The organism is Streptomyces sp. NPDC048584, assembly GCF_043199595.1.
Classification (GTDB): Bacteria; Actinomycetota; Actinomycetes; order Streptomycetales; family Streptomycetaceae; genus Streptomyces; species Streptomyces edwardsiae.
In genome coordinates, this window is the sequence record NZ_JBICWF010000006.1 from 282666 (window position 1) to 298658 (window position 15993).

The 15993-nt window shown below is 71.2% G+C and carries 13 protein-coding genes; 11 read left to right on the top strand and 2 right to left on the bottom strand.

Going from position 1 to position 15993, the window contains the following annotated elements:
- Positions 1-542: 542 nt before the first annotated feature.
- Together thrS and ACGFR9_RS16270 are read left to right on the top strand one after the other, a co-directional pair.
- Complete coding sequence (thrS, locus tag ACGFR9_RS16265; protein WP_393208204.1) at positions 543-2519, top strand: threonine--tRNA ligase; 1977 nt, start codon at positions 543-545, stop codon at positions 2517-2519.
- Positions 2520-2608: 89 nt separating this feature from the next.
- Entirely contained in the window at positions 2609-3157 is a 549-nt protein-coding gene (locus ACGFR9_RS16270) for an HIT family protein (RefSeq protein WP_393208207.1), read from the top strand.
- Between the two features lie 164 nt (positions 3158-3321).
- Here ACGFR9_RS16270 and ACGFR9_RS16275 read toward each other — a convergent pair whose 3' ends face one another.
- Both ACGFR9_RS16275 and ACGFR9_RS16280 read right to left on the bottom strand, forming a co-directional pair.
- Entirely contained in the window at positions 3322-4977 is a 1656-nt protein-coding gene (locus ACGFR9_RS16275) for a hypothetical protein (RefSeq protein ID WP_393208210.1), read from the bottom strand.
- Between the two features lie 209 nt (positions 4978-5186).
- Positions 5187-7385, bottom strand: a complete 2199-nt coding sequence (locus tag ACGFR9_RS16280; protein WP_393208213.1) for an elongation factor G-like protein EF-G2 — start codon at positions 7383-7385, stop codon at positions 5187-5189.
- Positions 7386-8366: 981 nt separating this feature from the next.
- Between ACGFR9_RS16280 and pgsA the strand changes: the two genes are divergently transcribed.
- The 9 genes from pgsA to ruvA all read left to right on the top strand — a co-directional run bounded on the left by pgsA (position 8367) and on the right by ruvA (position 15981).
- A complete protein-coding gene (gene pgsA, locus ACGFR9_RS16285; protein WP_393208566.1) occupies positions 8367-9038 on the top strand; it encodes a phosphatidylinositol phosphate synthase in 672 nt (223 codons plus the stop codon).
- The gene (locus ACGFR9_RS16290) at positions 9035-9976 is read left to right on the top strand and encodes a phosphatidylinositol mannoside acyltransferase (protein WP_393208215.1); all 942 of its coding nucleotides are present in this window, start codon (positions 9035-9037) and stop codon (positions 9974-9976) included. The genes pgsA and ACGFR9_RS16290 overlap by 4 nt, the downstream gene beginning before the upstream one ends.
- Positions 9973-11136 (top strand): glycosyltransferase family 4 protein, encoded by a 1164-nt coding sequence (locus tag ACGFR9_RS16295; RefSeq protein ID WP_393208218.1) that lies wholly within the window; start codon positions 9973-9975, stop codon positions 11134-11136. The genes ACGFR9_RS16290 and ACGFR9_RS16295 overlap by 4 nt, the downstream gene beginning before the upstream one ends.
- 568 nt (positions 11137-11704) lie before the next feature.
- Positions 11705-12247, top strand: coding sequence for a hypothetical protein (locus ACGFR9_RS16300; RefSeq protein ID WP_393208221.1), 543 nt, complete (start codon positions 11705-11707; stop codon positions 12245-12247).
- 129 nt (positions 12248-12376) lie between these two features.
- Complete coding sequence (gene pdxS, locus ACGFR9_RS16305; protein ID WP_393208224.1) at positions 12377-13288, top strand: pyridoxal 5'-phosphate synthase lyase subunit PdxS; 912 nt, start codon at positions 12377-12379, stop codon at positions 13286-13288.
- A complete protein-coding gene (gene pdxT, locus ACGFR9_RS16310) occupies positions 13282-13887 on the top strand; it encodes a pyridoxal 5'-phosphate synthase glutaminase subunit PdxT (protein WP_030221697.1) in 606 nt (201 codons plus the stop codon). The genes pdxS and pdxT overlap by 7 nt, the downstream gene beginning before the upstream one ends.
- A 49-nt stretch (positions 13888-13936) precedes the next feature.
- Positions 13937-14689: a YebC/PmpR family DNA-binding transcriptional regulator gene (locus ACGFR9_RS16315; RefSeq protein ID WP_393208228.1), complete on the top strand. Its 753-nt coding sequence runs from the start codon at positions 13937-13939 to the stop codon at positions 14687-14689.
- A 123-nt stretch (positions 14690-14812) separates the two neighbouring features.
- Entirely contained in the window at positions 14813-15379 is a 567-nt protein-coding gene (gene ruvC / locus ACGFR9_RS16320) for a crossover junction endodeoxyribonuclease RuvC (RefSeq protein ID WP_393208231.1), read from the top strand.
- Positions 15376-15981 (top strand): Holliday junction branch migration protein RuvA, encoded by a 606-nt coding sequence (ruvA, locus tag ACGFR9_RS16325; RefSeq protein ID WP_393208234.1) that lies wholly within the window; start codon positions 15376-15378, stop codon positions 15979-15981. The genes ruvC and ruvA overlap by 4 nt, the downstream gene beginning before the upstream one ends.
- Positions 15982-15993 lie beyond the last annotated feature (12 nt).

Below are 15993 nucleotides of genomic sequence, written 5' to 3' on the forward strand. Positions count from 1 at the left end.
GCAGCCGGCGCACAGCCCACTGCCCGGAAAGGTGATACCCGGGCTGTTTGCGCCGTACGCCGCAAGGCGACAACAGGAGTACGGGTCCCAGCGGTTCAGTGACGCACATGAGAAGACGCCTGTGCCGGACGGCGCTTGGCCATGGCCATCGAGCAGCCCGAACGGGGTTGGCTGCCGCCCGAGCGCACACCACCCACTCGCGGCACACTCGCCACCACCGCCGGCATGCGGACCGTGCGGGACGGCCACCCGCAGGCCGCCGCCGCCACCCGCACGCCGCCGGCCGCCGCCTGCCGCTCACTGTCCCAGCCGGTCCCGGACCACGGTAACGACCGGCACGTCAGCCGCGGCACCCCCGAGGCCCGTACGACCACGCCACGACCACGCCCCGTCTTCGACACCCGCCCGCCCTCTTTCGGTGAGGCCCGTGGGCCCGGCCGCGGGGACCGATTTCGCGGACCGACGGCCCGGGTCGGTACGATCGCACCCATGCGTGCGCTCCGGTATGGCGCCGCGGCCAAGCCTTCAGTCAGGAGAGACCGGTGTCAGACGTCCGTGTGATCATCCAACGCGATTCCGAGCGGGACGAACGCGTGGTGACGACGGGCACCACGGCCGCCGAGCTCTTCGCCGGCGAGCGCTCGATCATCGCGGCGCGCGTGGCCGGCGAGCTCAAGGACCTCGCCTACGAGGTCAAGGACGGCGAGACCGTCGAGGCAGTGGAGATCTCCTCCCCCGACGGCCTCGCCATCCTGCGCCACTCCACCGCGCACGTCATGGCCCAGGCCGTGCAGGAGCTGTTCCCCGAGGCCAAGCTCGGCATCGGCCCGCCCGTCAAGGACGGCTTCTACTACGACTTCGACGTCGAAAAGCCCTTCCACCCCGATGACCTCAAGGCCATCGAGAAGAAGATGCAGGAGATCCAGAAGCGCGGGCAGCGCTTCTCCCGCCGCGTCGTCACCGACGAGGCCGCCCGCGAGGAGCTCGCCGACGAGCCGTACAAGCTGGAACTGATCGGCCTCAAGGGCTCCGCCTCGCACGACGACGGCGCGGACGTCGAGGTCGGCGCCGGCGAGCTGACGATCTACGACAACCTGGACGCCAAGACCGGCGAGCTGTGCTGGAAGGACCTCTGCCGGGGCCCCCACCTGCCCACTACCCGGAACATCCCGGCGTTCAAGCTGATGCGCAACGCGGCCGCCTACTGGCGCGGCAGCGAGAAGAACCCGATGCTCCAGCGCATCTACGGCACCGCCTGGCCCACCAAGGACGAGCTGAAGGCCCACCTGGAGTTTCTCGCCGAGGCCGAGAAGCGCGACCACCGCAAGCTCGGCTCCGAGCTGGACCTGTTCTCCATCCCGGAGCAGATCGGCTCCGGCCTCGCCGTCTTCCACCCCAAGGGCGGCATCGTCCGCCGGGTCATGGAGGACTACTCGCGCCGCCGGCACGAGGAGGAGGGCTACGAGTTCGTCTACACCCCGCACGCGACGAAGGGGAAGCTCTTCGAGACCTCGGGCCACCTCGACTGGTACGCCGACGGCATGTACCCGCCCATGCAGCTCGACGAGGGCGTGGACTACTACCTCAAGCCCATGAACTGTCCGATGCACAACCTGATCTTCGACGCGCGCGGCCGGTCCTACCGCGAACTGCCGCTCCGTCTGTTCGAGTTCGGCACCGTGTACCGGTACGAGAAGTCGGGTGTCGTGCACGGCCTGACCCGGGCCCGCGGCTTCACCCAGGACGACGCGCACATCTACTGCACCCGCGAGCAGATGTCGGAGGAGCTCGACAAGACGCTCACCTTCGTCCTGAACCTGCTGCGCGACTACGGTCTGACCGACTTCTACCTGGAGCTGTCCACCAAGGACCCGGAGAAGTTCGTCGGCTCCGACGAGGCGTGGGAAGAGGCCACGGAGACGCTGCGCCAGGTCGCCGAGAAGCAGAATCTGGAGCTTGTGGCGGACCCGGGCGGCGCCGCCTTCTACGGTCCGAAGATCTCCGTCCAGGCGAAGGACGCCATCGGCCGCACCTGGCAGATGTCGACCATCCAGCTCGACTTCAACCTGCCGGAGCGCTTCCAGCTGGAGTACACCGGCGCGGACGGCGCCAAGACCCGCCCGGTCATGATCCACCGTGCGCTGTTCGGAAGCATCGAGCGGTTCTTCGCGGTGCTCCTGGAGCACTACGCGGGCGCGTTCCCGGCGTGGCTGGCGCCGGTCCAGGCGGTGGGCATCCCGGTGGGTGACGCCCATGTGCAGTACCTGGAGGAGTTCGCGGGCGAGGCCCGGCGCAAGGGGCTGCGGGTCGAGGTGGACTCCTCCTCGGACCGGATGCAGAAGAAGATCCGCACGCAGCAGAAGCAGAAGGTCCCGTTCATGATCATCGTCGGTGACGAGGACATGCACGCGGGCACGGTGTCGTTCCGCTACCGCGACGGATCGCAGGAGAACGGCATCCCGCGTGACCAGGCGCTGGCGAAGCTCGTCGACGTGGTGGAGCGCCGGGTTCAGGTGTGACCTGAGCCCCGCAGCAGCGGAACTCGGCCCCCCGGAGCGATCCCGGGGGGCTTTTCCACGGCCCTGTGGGGACGCCATATGCTGCACGCATGACGAGTGAGCCGGAACAGCAGCTGGGAGTGGGGACGCCAGACGCGTTCCAGCGTCTGTGGACGCCTCATCGGATGGCCTATATCCAGGGCGAGAACAAGCCGAGCAGCTCCGATGCCGGCGACGCGTGCCCCTTCTGCTCCATCCCGGCAAAGTCCGATGAAGACGGGCTGATCATCAGGCGTGGCGAGGAGGTGTACACGGTGCTCAACCTCTACCCGTACAACGGCGGCCACCTGATGACCGTCCCCTATCGGCATGTTGCCGACTACACGGATCTCACCGAGGCGGAAACGGCTGAGCTGGCCGAGTTGACCAAGCAGGCGATGACGGCCCTGCGCACCGCGTCCGGCGCCCACGGCTTCAATGTGGGCATGAATCAGGGCACCGTGGCCGGCGCGGGCATCGCCGCCCACCTTCACCAGCACATCGTGCCCCGCTGGGGCGGCGACACCAATTTCCTGCCGGTGATCGGCCACACCAAGGTCCTGCCCCAACTCCTGGCCGACACAAGAAAGATGCTCGCGGAAGCCTGGCCGACACCTTAGCTGCGGCCGCAGTGCTTAAGGGCCTGGGAGGTACGCCCAGGGCGGCACGGGTGGGCGGTGGGGGTACCTCCCGCCCGAGCGGAGCCGAGAGCGGGGGAGGCACCTCGTCAGCCCCGAGCCGCGCACCCCCCCCCGCTCAGCCACAACACCCCGTACCTGAACGCTCACGCGTCGTAGACATCCGCCTTCCGGGGCGAAGCGTCCTGCACAGCCGTGCTCAGGGACGACGACCGAGACCCGAACTTCTCCGTATCCACCCCGTTCTCCCCCAGCACCTTGATCGCGGCGGAGTGCACCGCCCGCAACACCGGCGTAGCCGCCCGCAACGCGTCGTCCGCCATGAACCGGTGCCGCCACGGCTTGTCCGCCCACGCGTGCCGCAGCCCGAACGGCTCCGGCAGGCTCAGCTTGCCGCCGAGCCAGTACAGCAGCGGCGGATACCAGGTCAGCGGCGCCCGCGCGGCCAGGCGTACCACCTCGTCCGAGTCGACCAGCGGGAGCTTCACCTTCCGGGTCTCCCAGAACCTGACCGACTTCTGGACCTCCTTCTCCTTGGCGGCCGGCTTGCTGGTGAACAGCGAGTGCACCGGCCCCAGCGCGTGCCCGGTGACCTCGATGCGCAGCGTCTCGTGCAGCACGGTCACCGTGATCAGCATCGTGATCACCAACTGGCCGTCCCACAACGTCCACTGCACGCCCAGGTAGTGCCGGTCGCCCGCGCCGAACTGCTGCTTGTTGCAGATGTCCTGTATGGCGTGCGACTTGATCTGGTACGCCTCGACGTCCGTGCCCTCGGGCCGGGACACTCCTCCGGCGTTCTCGCCGATCGGGGTGACGATCCAGTGCCGTACGGACGGTTTGGGGAAGCCGCCGGTGTGCAGCGGTCCGCGCTCCAGCATCCGCAGCCGGTCGTGGATGGACCTGATGACGTCCCAGCTGCGGAACGGGTTGATCTCCCGGTCCGGGTCGGCGGGTACCAGCTCCTCGGCGAGCTGCCAGCTGCCCCAACGGGTGCCCATGCCGAGTATGCCCTTGGGGCCGGCGTAGAAGACGGAGTTCGACTGCTGCTCGGCGCTGAGCCGGGCCAGGGACTGGCGCAACTGCTCGGCGGCCGTCTCGCCGGGACTGCTCGGTACGGCCTCGGGGACCTTGGCGCCGACACTGCTGCCGGAGAGCAGACTGTCCCAGCGCTCGCGCAGGTCCTTCGCCGTGCGCTCGCAGATCCGCTTGGCCCAGAACCAGCCGAGCACCGGGGCGACGACCGACGCGCGCGCGTACCAGCCCCAGAATCCTTCGAAGGGCATACGGATCAGGAACAGCACGGCGAGGGCGCCCACCGCGACCAGCAGGGTGGTGGCGAGCGCACCGGCCCGTTTGTCGTCCCGCCTGGCCATCGTCGTACGGATCTGGAAGACGAGCAGCCAGACGAGGAGGCCGGGCAGGAAGAGCAGCCCGCACAGGACCATGACGGCGCTCAGCCAGTTGTCCCGCTCGCGGCGGATGCGGTGTGCCGCGAGCGAGTGCTCGACCACGACCTGGGGCTGGGCGCCGAAGGACTGGATGAGCGGTGCGCGGCCGGAGCCCAGCATCCGGTCGATGATCGCCCTGGAGTAGGCCTCGCCCAGATTCGGCCGGAACAGCTTCAGCCTGGGTTTGCTGACGGCCGACTTGTGCCACTCGCTGTTGGCCTTGAGTATCTCGTCCGCTTCGTTGTCCCGGTAGGCGGCGGAGGCCAGCGCGAACGTCGGCGTCTGCCCTTCGTCGCCCGTGCGCGGTACCTGCGGACCGAAGAAATCCGCGTAACCGCTCTCAACGGTCATTCCCGCCCCCGATCGCCGCGACTGTCGTCTTGCGGCCTTCCCGACTTCCGTGCTGCGCACACCTGTTGATCAGGTCTTCAGCGTATCCGCAGCCGCTGTCCGCTGTGGGCGGACTGCCGAAGCCGTTTTTCACCACGGAGTGAAGCATTCCGGAGTCGCCCCGGTGGCGGGCGCGTACGCGGGCGCACACCGGGGCTTCGCGGCGCCGGCTACGAGGTGGCGCGCGCCTCTTCCCTGACCCGGTCCGCCACTTGCGGCGGCATGGGTTCGTGCCGTGCGTAGCGGCGGCTGAAGCGGGCCGTGCCGTGGGAGAGGGAGCGCAGGTCGATGGCGTACCGGCCGATCTCGATCTCGGGGACCTCGGCCTTGATGAGGGTGCGTCCGCCGGGTGACTGCTCGGTGCCGAGTACCCGGCCGCGCCGGCCGGACAGGTCGCTCATCACGGGACCGACGTAGTCGTCGCCGACCAGGACGCCGACCTCGGCCACCGGCTCCAGCAGATGGATCCTCGCGTCCGAGGCGGCCTCCCGCAGGGCGAGCGCGCCGGCGGTCTGGAACGCGGCGTCGGAGGAGTCCACGGAGTGCGCCTTGCCGTCGAGGAGTGTCACGCGGACGTCGATGAGGGGATGTCCGGCGGCGACTCCCCTGCCGGCCTGGGCCCGTACGCCCTTCTCGACGGAGGGGATGAACTGGCGTGGCACGGCGCCGCCGACCACCTTGTCCACGAACTCGATGCCCGAGCCGTTCGGCAGGGGTTCCACCTCGATCTCGCAGATGGCGAACTGCCCGTGCCCGCCGGACTGTTTGACGTGCCGGCCGCGTCCGGCGGCCTTGTCGCCGAAGGTCTCCCTGAGCGACACGCGGTGCGGTACGACGTCGACCTGGACGCCGTAGCGGCCGCGCAGCCGTTCCAGGGCCACGTCCGCGTGCGCCTCGCCCAGGCACCACAGGACCACCTGGTGGGTGTCCTGGTTCTGTTCCAGCCGCATCGTCGGGTCCTCGGCGACCAGCCGGGACAGACCCTGGGAGAGTTTGTCCTCGTCGGGTTTGCTGTGTGCCTGGATGGCCAGGGGCAGCAGCGGGTCGGGCATGTCCCAGGCTTCCATGAGCAGAGGGTCGTCCTTGGCGGACAGGGTGTCGCCGGTCTCGGCGCGGCTGAGCTTCGCCACACACGCGAGATCGCCCGCGATGACGTGGGAGACGGGACGCTGCTGTTTGCCGAACGGGGTGGACAGCGCGCCGATGCGCTCGTCGACGTCGTGGTCCTCGTGGCCGCGGTCGGCGAGCCCGTGCCCGGAGACATGGATCGTCTGGTCGGCGCGCAGGGTGCCGGAGAAGACCCGGACGAGGGAGATCCGGCCGACGTACGGGTCGGAGGAGGTCTTCACGACCTCGGCGACCAGCGGGGCCTCGGGGTCGCAGGGTTTCAGCTCGCGCGGTGTGCCGTCGACGGTGGTCACGTTCGGGGTGCCGTGCTCGAGCGGGGTCGGGAAGCCGCCGGTGATCAGCTCCAGCAGTTCGACCGTGCCGAGTCCCTGGCGGGCGCCGTCGGTGGCGGGGGCGGCGGCGAGGACGGGGTGGAACACGCCGCGCGCGACCGCCCGTTCGAGATCCTCGATGAGGGTCCTGACGTCGACCTGCTCGCCGCCGAGGTAGCGGTCCATGAGGGTCTCGTCCTCGCTCTCGGCGATGATGCCCTCGATGAGCCGGCCGCGGGCCTCCTCGATCAGCGGGAGCTGGTCCTCGCCGGGCTCGGACTCCTTGCGCTCGCCGGTGGAGTAGTCGAACAGCTTCCGCGACAGCAGTCCGGTCAGGCCCGTCACGGGCGCGTGCCCGTCGGGTCCCTCCGGGCCGTGCAGCGGCAGGTAGAGGGGCAGTACGGCGTCGGGGTCGTCGCCGCCGAAGGTCTCCGCGCAGACACGGGTCATCTCCTCGAAGTCCGCGCGTGCCGCTTCCAGGTGTGTGACGACGATGGCGCGCGGCATGCCGACCGCCGCGCACTCGTCCCACACCATGCGGGTGGTGCCGTCCACGCCGTCGGAGGCCGAGACGACGAAGAGGGCCGCGTCCGCCGCCCGCAGACCGGCCCTGAGTTCTCCGACGAAGTCGGCGTATCCGGGGGTGTCCAAGAGGTTGACCTTGATGCCGTCCCATTCGAGGGGCACCAGGGAGAGCTGTACGGAGCGCTGCTGCCGGTGCTCGATGTCGTCGTAGTCGGAGACGGTGCCGCCGTCCTCCACGCGGCCCGCCCGGTTCACGGCTCCCGCGGTCAGCGCGAGAGCCTCCACCAAAGTGGTCTTGCCCGATCCGGAGTGGCCGACCAGCACCACATTCCGTACGGACGTGGGGTGGTCGGCCGCCTGTGCCCTGCCGGCGGCCCCGGGGTGTGTGTGCGCCTTGTCGCCCATGATCCTGCCTCCCGTGCACGGTGAGGTCACTGTGGGCGCGGACCCGCGGAATCCGCGTGCGGTGCGGCTCCGGCGACGCCCGCGGTCCTTCGAGCTTTCCACTCCCGTCACGACGCGTCCATACGAACGACGCGATCCCGCCGCAGGCACCCCGGGGCGCCCCGCGCGTTCGTGACGCGGTGCGTTCACCCGCGGGCGGTCCGCCCAGCCGCCGGCCTCGGCCCCCGGCATCCGCCTGCCGACGGCCGGAACGCCCTGCCCCGGTGCCCGGCACCAACCGCGGCGGTGTCGCGGGCCGTGCTCCTTCCGCCCGACCGAGCCGGAGGGGCCCTGCGCCGGGCGCGCCGGCGTACGTGGTTCGAAACGCCGCGCGCCCGGCCCTTCCCACGGTGGTGCGGGCCACGTCCGGAGGACCGCCCCGGGCCCGCTCCGGAGCGGGGCGGCGGCTGCCGGGCGGGCCGAGCCTCGGTGTCGGGGCCACGGCCGGTGGGGCGGGCAGGGGGCGGCTCCGTGCATGTCCGGAGGTCGCCTCGGGCTCGCCCCGGAGCGGGGCGGCGGCTGCCGGGCGGGCCGAGCCCGACGGTGTCGGTGTGGCGGGGCCGCGGCCGGTGGGGCGCAGAGGGCGGCTCCGCGTGCCGTTCGGGGCGATGCGATCCGGGTGTTCGTGCCCGGCCCACGCGGGCGCGACGCGTGTCCGCGGCCGGGGCTCGCCGGCCAGCCCGGCGCGGGCGCCCGCGGGGCGGAGGGCGGCTTCTGCCCGGTGGGTCGGGCGTGGGCGTGATGACGGGGCGGTCCCGGGGGCCTTCTCGCGTTCTCCGGGTGGGGCACGCGTGCCCCGGGGGCTGGGGGGCGGCCGGGCCGGGCCGTTTCCCGTGCGGGTGTTCGGGTGCCGTGCCGTCGCTCGCGCGGGTGCGTGGCTACGATTGGGCGCGCCGGGTGGTCAGTAGGGGCCACGTGGCTCTACCGACCGTCGGGAAGACCATGCTGAACAAGTACGCGCGTGCTTTCTTCACGCGTGTCCTCACACCGTTCGCCGCGTTTCTCATCCGGCGGGGGGTCAGCCCCGACACGGTCACCCTCATCGGCACCGCGGGAGTGGTCGCCGGTGCGCTGGTCTTCTACCCCATGGGCGAGTTCTTCTGGGGCACGGTCGTGATCACGCTGTTCGTGTTCTCCGACCTCGTCGACGGCAACATGGCCCGCCAGCTCGGCCGTTCCAGCCGCTGGGGCGCCTTCCTGGACTCCACCCTGGACCGGGTCGCCGACGGCGCGATCTTCGGCGGCTTCGCCCTCTGGTACGCCGGAGGCGGCGACGACATCGCCCTGTGCGCGGTGTCGATCTTCTGTCTGGCCAGCGGTCAGGTGGTGTCGTACACCAAGGCGCGCGGTGAGTCGATCGGCCTGCCCGTCGCGGTCAACGGGCTGGTCGAGCGGGCCGAGCGGCTGGTGATCTCGCTGGTCGCGGCCGGTCTCGCGGGCCTGCACACGTTCGGTGTGCCCGGCATCCAGTACCTGCTGCCCGTCGCCCTGTGGATCGTCGCCGTCGGCAGCCTGGTCACGCTGATCCAGCGGGTGGTCACCGTGCGCCGCGAGTCCGCCGAGGCGGAGGCCGCGGAACGGCAGGAGACCCAGGGGAGCGAGGCCGCGAAGTGAGCGCCCAGGAGCGGCTGGCCGACGCCCTGTACGGCGCCGGCTGGGGCACCGTCAAGAAGCTCCCCGAGCCCGTCGCCGTACGCCTCGGACGGGGTATCGCCGACCTCGCCTGGAAGCGGCGCGGCAAGGGCGTGCTCCGGCTGGAACGCAACTACGCGCGTGTGGTGCCGGACGCGGGTCCGGAGCGGCTGGCGGAGCTCTCCCGCGCGGGGATGCGCTCGTATCTGCGCTACTGGATGGAGTCCTTCCGGCTCCCCGCCTGGAGCGCCGAGCGCGTCGCCGGCGGCTTCGAGGCCAAGGACCTGCACCACCTCACCGACGGCATGGCGGCAGGCAAGGGCGTCATCCTGGCGCTGCCGCACCTCGCCAACTGGGACCTCGCCGGCGCGTGGGTCACCACGAAGCTCGGCATACCCTTCACCACCGTCGCCGAGCGCCTGAAGCCGGAGACGCTGTACGACCGGTTCGTCGCCTACCGGGAGGGCCTCGGCATGGAGGTGCTCCCGCACAGCGGCGGCTCCACCTTCGGCACCCTGGCCCGGCGGCTGCGCGACGGCGGACTGGTCTGCCTGGTCGCCGACCGCGACCTCTCCGCCTCCGGTGTCGAGGTCGACTTCTTCGGCGAGACGGCCCGGATGCCCGCCGGACCCGCCCTGCTCGCCCAGCAGACCGGTGCACGGCTGCTGCCGGTGACCCTCTGGTACGACGACTCGACGGTGATGCGGGGCCGGGTCCATCCGCCGGTCGGGGTCCCCGAGTCAGGTACACGGCCCGAGAAGACGTCTGTCATGACACAGGCGCTGGCCGACGCCTTCGCCACGGGCATCGCCGAGCACCCGGAGGACTGGCACATGCTGCAGCGTTTGTGGCTGAAGGACCTCGACCCCGCGCGGGACCCCGCGGCCGCCCCCGTACAGGACCAGAAGGGGACCTCGTGAGGATCGGCATCGTCTGCCCGTACTCCTGGGACGTACCGGGTGGTGTCCAGTTCCACATCCGTGACCTGGCCGATTACTTCATCCGGCTCGGTCACGAGGTGTCCGTCCTCGCCCCGGCCGACGACGACACGCCTCTGCCGCCGTACGTCGTCTCGGCGGGCCGCGCGGTGCCGGTGCCGTACAACGGCTCGGTGGCCCGGCTCAACTTCGGATTCCTGTCCGCCGCGCGGGTGCGCCGCTGGCTGCACGAGGGCGCCTTCGACGTCGTCCACATCCATGAGCCGACCTCGCCCTCGCTCGGCCTGCTGACCTGCTGGGCCGCCGAGGGGCCGATCGTCGCGACGTTCCACACGTCCAACCCGCGCTCCCGCGCGATGATCGCCGCGTACGCGATCCTCCAGGCCGCCCTGGAGAAGATCAGCGCGCGGATCGCGGTGAGCGAGTACGCCCGCCGCACCCTCGTCGAGCATCTCGGCGGCGACGCGGTGGTCATCCCCAACGGCGTCGACGTCGACTTCTTCGCGAAGGCCGAACCCAAGCCCGAGTGGCAGGGCGACACCATCGGCTTCATCGGCCGGATCGACGAACCCCGCAAGGGCCTTCCGGTGCTGATGAAGGCCCTGCCGAAGATCCTCGCCGCCCGCCCGCAGGCCCGGCTGCTGGTCGCCGGACGCGGCGACGAGAAGGAGGCGGTCGAGTCGCTGCCGCGTGAGCTGCGCCCGCGCGTGGAGTTCCTCGGCATGGTCAGCGACGAGGACAAGGCCCGCTTCCTGCGCAGCGTCGATCTGTACGTGGCGCCCAACACCGGCGGCGAGAGCTTCGGCATCATCCTGGTCGAGGCCATGTCGGCGGGTGCGCCGGTGCTCGCCTCCGACCTGGACGCGTTCGCACAGGTCCTCGACCAGGGCGCGGCGGGCGAACTGTTCGCCAACGAGGACGCGAACGCCCTCGCCGACGCGGCCGTACGGCTCCTGGCCGACCCGGAACGCCGGACGGAACTCCGCGAACGCGGCAGCGCCCACGTCCGCCGCTTCGACTGGTCGACGGTCGGCGCGGACATCCTGTCGGTCTACGAGACGGTGACGGCAGGCGCGGCAGCGGTGGCCACGGACGACCGCACGACGGGCCTACGAGCCCGCTTCGGCCTGGCCCGGGACTGACCGGTCCCGGGCCGGGGCTCCACCCGGGACGGCGGACACGGCCCGGCCGCGGGAGCCCGCCTCGGGCCGCGGCCTCCGCGGAGGCGGCCTCCGAGGGACCGGCAGACAGCGCGTCCGGGGCGACTTTCCCGGGCACGGGGTCGCGGCGTGGCCTGGTTCCCGTCGCGGGGGCGCCGCCTCCGGGGGATCAGGACACACCGTGCGGCCTCCGCGGGACATGGCGCGTTCAGGGCGTGACGCCCGGTGACGGGGCTGCGGCGTGGCCCGGGGCCCGGCCAGGGCCGCTTTCCCCAGGGAGGGCCGGGAGACGGCGGGCGGCATACGTGGACCGGGACACATGGCGCGTCCAAGGCGTGGCTCGGGGCGCTGTCGTGGGGACCGGGACACGGCGGGCGGCTTTGGGGGACCGATGGCCGACGTGTCCCGCGCACGGCACGCGGAGCCTGCCCCGGCGTGCTGTCCCGACGGCCGGACGCCACCGGTGGCGGCCGGGGCCCGCGCGTGGCGCCGAGGCGGCCCGGGGCCCCCGGGGGCATGATCGCCCCTGGCGGTACTAGCCTTGCCGCCCGTGACCGCAACCCTCATTTGGATCCTTGTCGCCCTTGTCGCCATCGGCCTCTATCTGAGCTGGACGGCGGGGCGTCTGGACCGGCTGCACGCCCGCATCGACGCCGCCCGGGCCGCGCTCGACGCCCAACTGCTGCGCCGCGCCTCCGTGGCCCAGGAACTGGCCACCTCGGGCGTGCTCGACCCCGCCGCGTCGATCGTGCTCTACGAGGCCGCGCACGCCGCGCGGCAGGCGGCCGAGGAGCAGCGCGAGGTCGCCGAGAGCGAACTCGGCCAGGCCCTGCGCGCGGTCTTCGCCGACGCCCAGCAGGTGGACGCGGTCCGGGAGGCGCCCGGGGGAGAGGAGGCGGCCCTGGAGCTCGCCGAGGCGGTACGCAGGGTGCCGATGGCCCGCCGCTTCCACAACGACGCCGTACGCGCGGCACGCGCGCTGCGACGGCACCGCAAGGTGCGCTGGTTCCGGCTGGCCGGACACGCGCCCTTCCCGATGGCCGTCGAGATGGACGACGAGCCTCCGGCCGCCCTGATCGAGCGGGCCGCGTAACGGCACGCGGCCTGCCACCGCGGACCGAAAACGATCCACCGGCTCCCCATTGGCCCTTGCTGTGGACTGCTCCGTTCACGTTTCCTCAGTGCTGCAGAAACCCCCTCTTTCCCCTCAGCGAGGTCATTCGTGTCCAGCACGCTCTCCGAAAACCAGGGTCCCGCGACCGGTACCGCCCGTGTGAAGCGCGGCATGGCCGAGCAGCTCAAGGGCGGTGTGATCATGGACGTCGTCACGCCCGAGCAGGCCAAGATCGCCGAGGATGCCGGCGCCGTCGCCGTCATGGCCCTGGAGCGGGTCCCGGCCGACATCCGCAAGGACGGCGGCGTGGCCCGTATGTCCGACCCGGACATGATCGAGGGCATCATCGAAGCGGTCTCCATCCCCGTCATGGCCAAGTCCCGCATCGGCCACTTCGTCGAGGCCCAGGTCCTGCAGTCCCTCGGCGTCGACTACATCGACGAGTCGGAGGTCCTCACCCCGGCAGACGAGGTCAACCACTCCGACAAGTTCGCCTTCACCACGCCGTTCGTCTGTGGCGCCACCAACCTGGGCGAGGCCCTGCGCCGCATCGCCGAGGGCGCCGCGATGATCCGCTCCAAGGGCGAGGCCGGCACCGGCAACGTCGTCGAGGCCGTGCGCCACCTGCGCCAGATCAAGAACGAGATCGCCCGCCTGCGCGGCTACGACAACAACGAGCTGTACGCCGCCGCCAAGGAGCTGCGCGCCCCGTACGAGCTGGTCAAGGAGGTCGGCGAGCTGGGCAAGCTGCCCGTCGTGCTGTTCTCCGCCGGCGGTGTCGCCACCCCGGCCGACGCCGCGCTGATGCGCCAGCTCGGCGCCGAGGGCGTCTTCGTCGGCTCCGGCATCTTCAAGTCCGGCGACCCGGCCAAGCGGGCCGCCGCCATCGTCAAGGCGACCACCTTCTACGACGACCCGAAGGTCATCGCGGACGCGTCCCGCAACCTGGGCGAGGCCATGGTCGGCATCAACTGCGACACCCTTCCCGAGACCGAGCGCTACGCCAACCGCGGCTGGTGACCGTGATCATCGGAGTTCTGGCCCTCCAGGGCGACGTACGGGAACACCTCGTCGCCCTGGCCGCGGCCGACGCCGTGGCCAGGGAGGTCCGGCGCCCCGAGGAACTCGCCGAGGTCGACGGCCTGGTGATCCCCGGCGGGGAGTCCACCACCATCTCCAAGCTGGCGGTCCTGTTCGGCCTGATGGAACCCCTGCGCGCACGTGTGCGTGACGGTCTGCCCGTCTACGGCACCTGCGCCGGCATGATCATGCTCGCCGACAAGATCCTCGACCCGCGCTCGGGCCAGGAGACCGTCGGCGGTATCGACATGATCGTGCGCCGCAACGCCTTCGGCCGGCAGAACGAGTCCTTCGAGGCGGCCGTCGACATCAAGGGCGTCACCGGCGACCCCGTGGAGGGCGTCTTCATCCGCGCCCCCTGGGTGGAGTCCGTCGGCGCCGGCGCCGAGGTGCTGGCCGAGCACGACGGCCATGTCGTCGCGGTCCGCCAGGGCAACGCGCTGGCCACGTCCTTCCACCCCGAACTGACCGGCGACCACCGCGTGCACGGCCTGTTCGCCGACATGGTGCGCGCGAATCGGGCCCGTCGGTCCTTGTAGGATTCCTGCGTTCGTTTCAGGAGATGGGTTACGCGAAGGAGACAGGCAGATGTCCGGCCACTCTAAATGGGCTACGACGAAGCACAAGAAGGCCGTGATCGATGCCAAGCGCGGCAAGCTCTTCGCGAAGCTGATCAAGAACATCGAGGTCGCGGCGCGCATGGGCGGCGTCGACATCGAGGGCAACCCGACGCTGTACGACGCCATCCAGAAGGCGAAGAAGCAGTCGGTCCCGAACAAGAACATCGACTCCGCGGTCAAGCGCGGCGGCGGCCTGGAGGCCGGTGGCGCCGACTACGAGACGATCATGTACGAGGGCTACGGTCCGAACGGTGTCGCGGTGCTCATCGAGTGCCTCACCGACAACCGCAACCGTGCCGCCTCGGACGTCCGTGTCGCGATGACCCGCAACGGCGGCTCCATGGCCGACCCCGGATCGGTGTCGTACCTGTTCAACCGCAAGGGCGTGGTGATCGTGCCCAAGGGCGAGCTGAGCGAGGACGACGTCCTCACCGCCGTCCTGGACGCGGGTGCCGAGGAGGTCAACGACCTCGGCGAGAACTTCGAGGTGCTCAGCGAGGCCACCGACCTCGTCGCGGTGCGCACCGCGCTGCAGGAGGCCGGGATCGACTACGACTCCGCCGAGGCCAACTTCGTCCCGACCATGCAGGTCGAGCTGGACGAGGAGGGCGCCAAGAAGATCTTCAAGCTCATCGACGCCCTGGAGGACAGCGACGACGTGCAGAACGTCTTCGCCAACTTCGACGTGAGCGACGAGATCATGGAGAAGGTCGACGCGTAACGCGTCCACTCCTCAGCGGGCCGGCGGGACACACCCCGTCGGCCCGTCGCTCTGTACCGGGATCAATGTCAGTGGCACCCGATAGCCTGCGCAAACAGGTGATCGAGGGAAGAGGGCAGGGGCGTGCGCGTACTGGGGGTGGACCCGGGGCTGACCCGCTGCGGGGTCGGAGTCGTGGAGGGTGTCGCGGGCCGGCCGCTCACGATGCTCGGCGTGGGCGTCGTCCGTACGCCGGCCGACGCCGATCTCGGCCACCGCCTGGTCGCCGTCGAGCAGGGTCTCGAACAGTGGCTGGACGAGCACCGGCCCGAGTTCGTCGCCGTGGAGCGCGTCTTCAGCCAGCACAACGTCCGTACGGTGATGGGCACCGCGCAGGCCAGCGCCGTAGCCATCCTGTGCGCCTCCCGCCGCGGCATCCCCGTCGCCCTGCACACGCCCAGCGAGGTCAAGGCGGCCGTCACCGGCTCAGGACGCGCCGACAAGGCCCAGGTCGGCGCCATGGTCACGCGCCTGCTGCGGCTGGCCGCGCCGCCGAAGCCCGCCGACGCCGCCGACGCCCTCGCGCTCGCCATCTGCCACATCTGGCGCGCCCCCGCGCAGAACCGGCTGCAGCGGGCCGCCGCCCTGCACGCATCGAAGACCTCCCGCGCCCCCCGGGCCCCGCAGGAATGGAAAGGCCGTACGGCATGATCGCCTTCGTCAGCGGCACGGTCGCCGCCCTCGCTCCCGACACCGCGGTGGTCGAGGTCGGCGGGGTCGGCATGGCCGTCCAGTGCACTCCGAACACGCTCTCCGCACTCCGAGTCGGACAGCCCGCGAAGCTCGCCACCTCCCTCGTGGTCCGCGAGGACTCGCTGACCCTGTACGGCTTCGCCGACGACGACGAGCGGCAGGTCTTCGTGCTGCTGCAGACCGCCAGCGGGGTCGGCCCCCGGCTGGCCCAGGCGATGCTCGCCGTGCACACCCCCGACGCCCTGCGCAGAGCCGTCTCCACCGGCGACGAGAAGGCGCTGACCGCCGTCCCCGGCATCGGAAGGAAGGGTGCCCAGAAACTGCTCCTCGAGCTGAAGGACCGCCTCGGCGAGCCGCTCGGCGCCCCCGCCGTCGGCACCCCGGCCGGCACCGGCTGGCGCGAGCAGCTGCACGCCGCCCTGATCGGCCTCGGGTACGCGACCCGCGAGGCCGACGAGGCCGTCTCCGCCGTGGCCCCCCAGGCGGAGGCCGCCGGCGGCACCCCGCAGGTGGGGCAACTGCTGAAGGCGGCCCTGCAGACGCTGAACCGCGCCCGATAGCCCGTACGGAGA

Coding starts and splice junctions, on each gene's coding strand:
- ACGFR9_RS16270 (WP_393208207.1), top strand. CDS start 2,609: ATGACGAGTGAGCCGGAACAGCAGCTGGGAGTGGGGACGCCAGACGCG.
- pgsA (WP_393208566.1), top strand. CDS start 8,367: ATGCTGAACAAGTACGCGCGTGCTTTCTTCACGCGTGTCCTCACACCG.
- ACGFR9_RS16275 (WP_393208210.1), bottom strand. CDS start 4,977: ATGACCGTTGAGAGCGGTTACGCGGATTTCTTCGGTCCGCAGGTACCG.
- ruvA (WP_393208234.1), top strand. CDS start 15,376: ATGATCGCCTTCGTCAGCGGCACGGTCGCCGCCCTCGCTCCCGACACC.
- ACGFR9_RS16315 (WP_393208228.1), top strand. CDS start 13,937: ATGTCCGGCCACTCTAAATGGGCTACGACGAAGCACAAGAAGGCCGTG.
- ACGFR9_RS16280 (WP_393208213.1), bottom strand. CDS start 7,385: ATGGGCGACAAGGCGCACACACACCCCGGGGCCGCCGGCAGGGCACAG.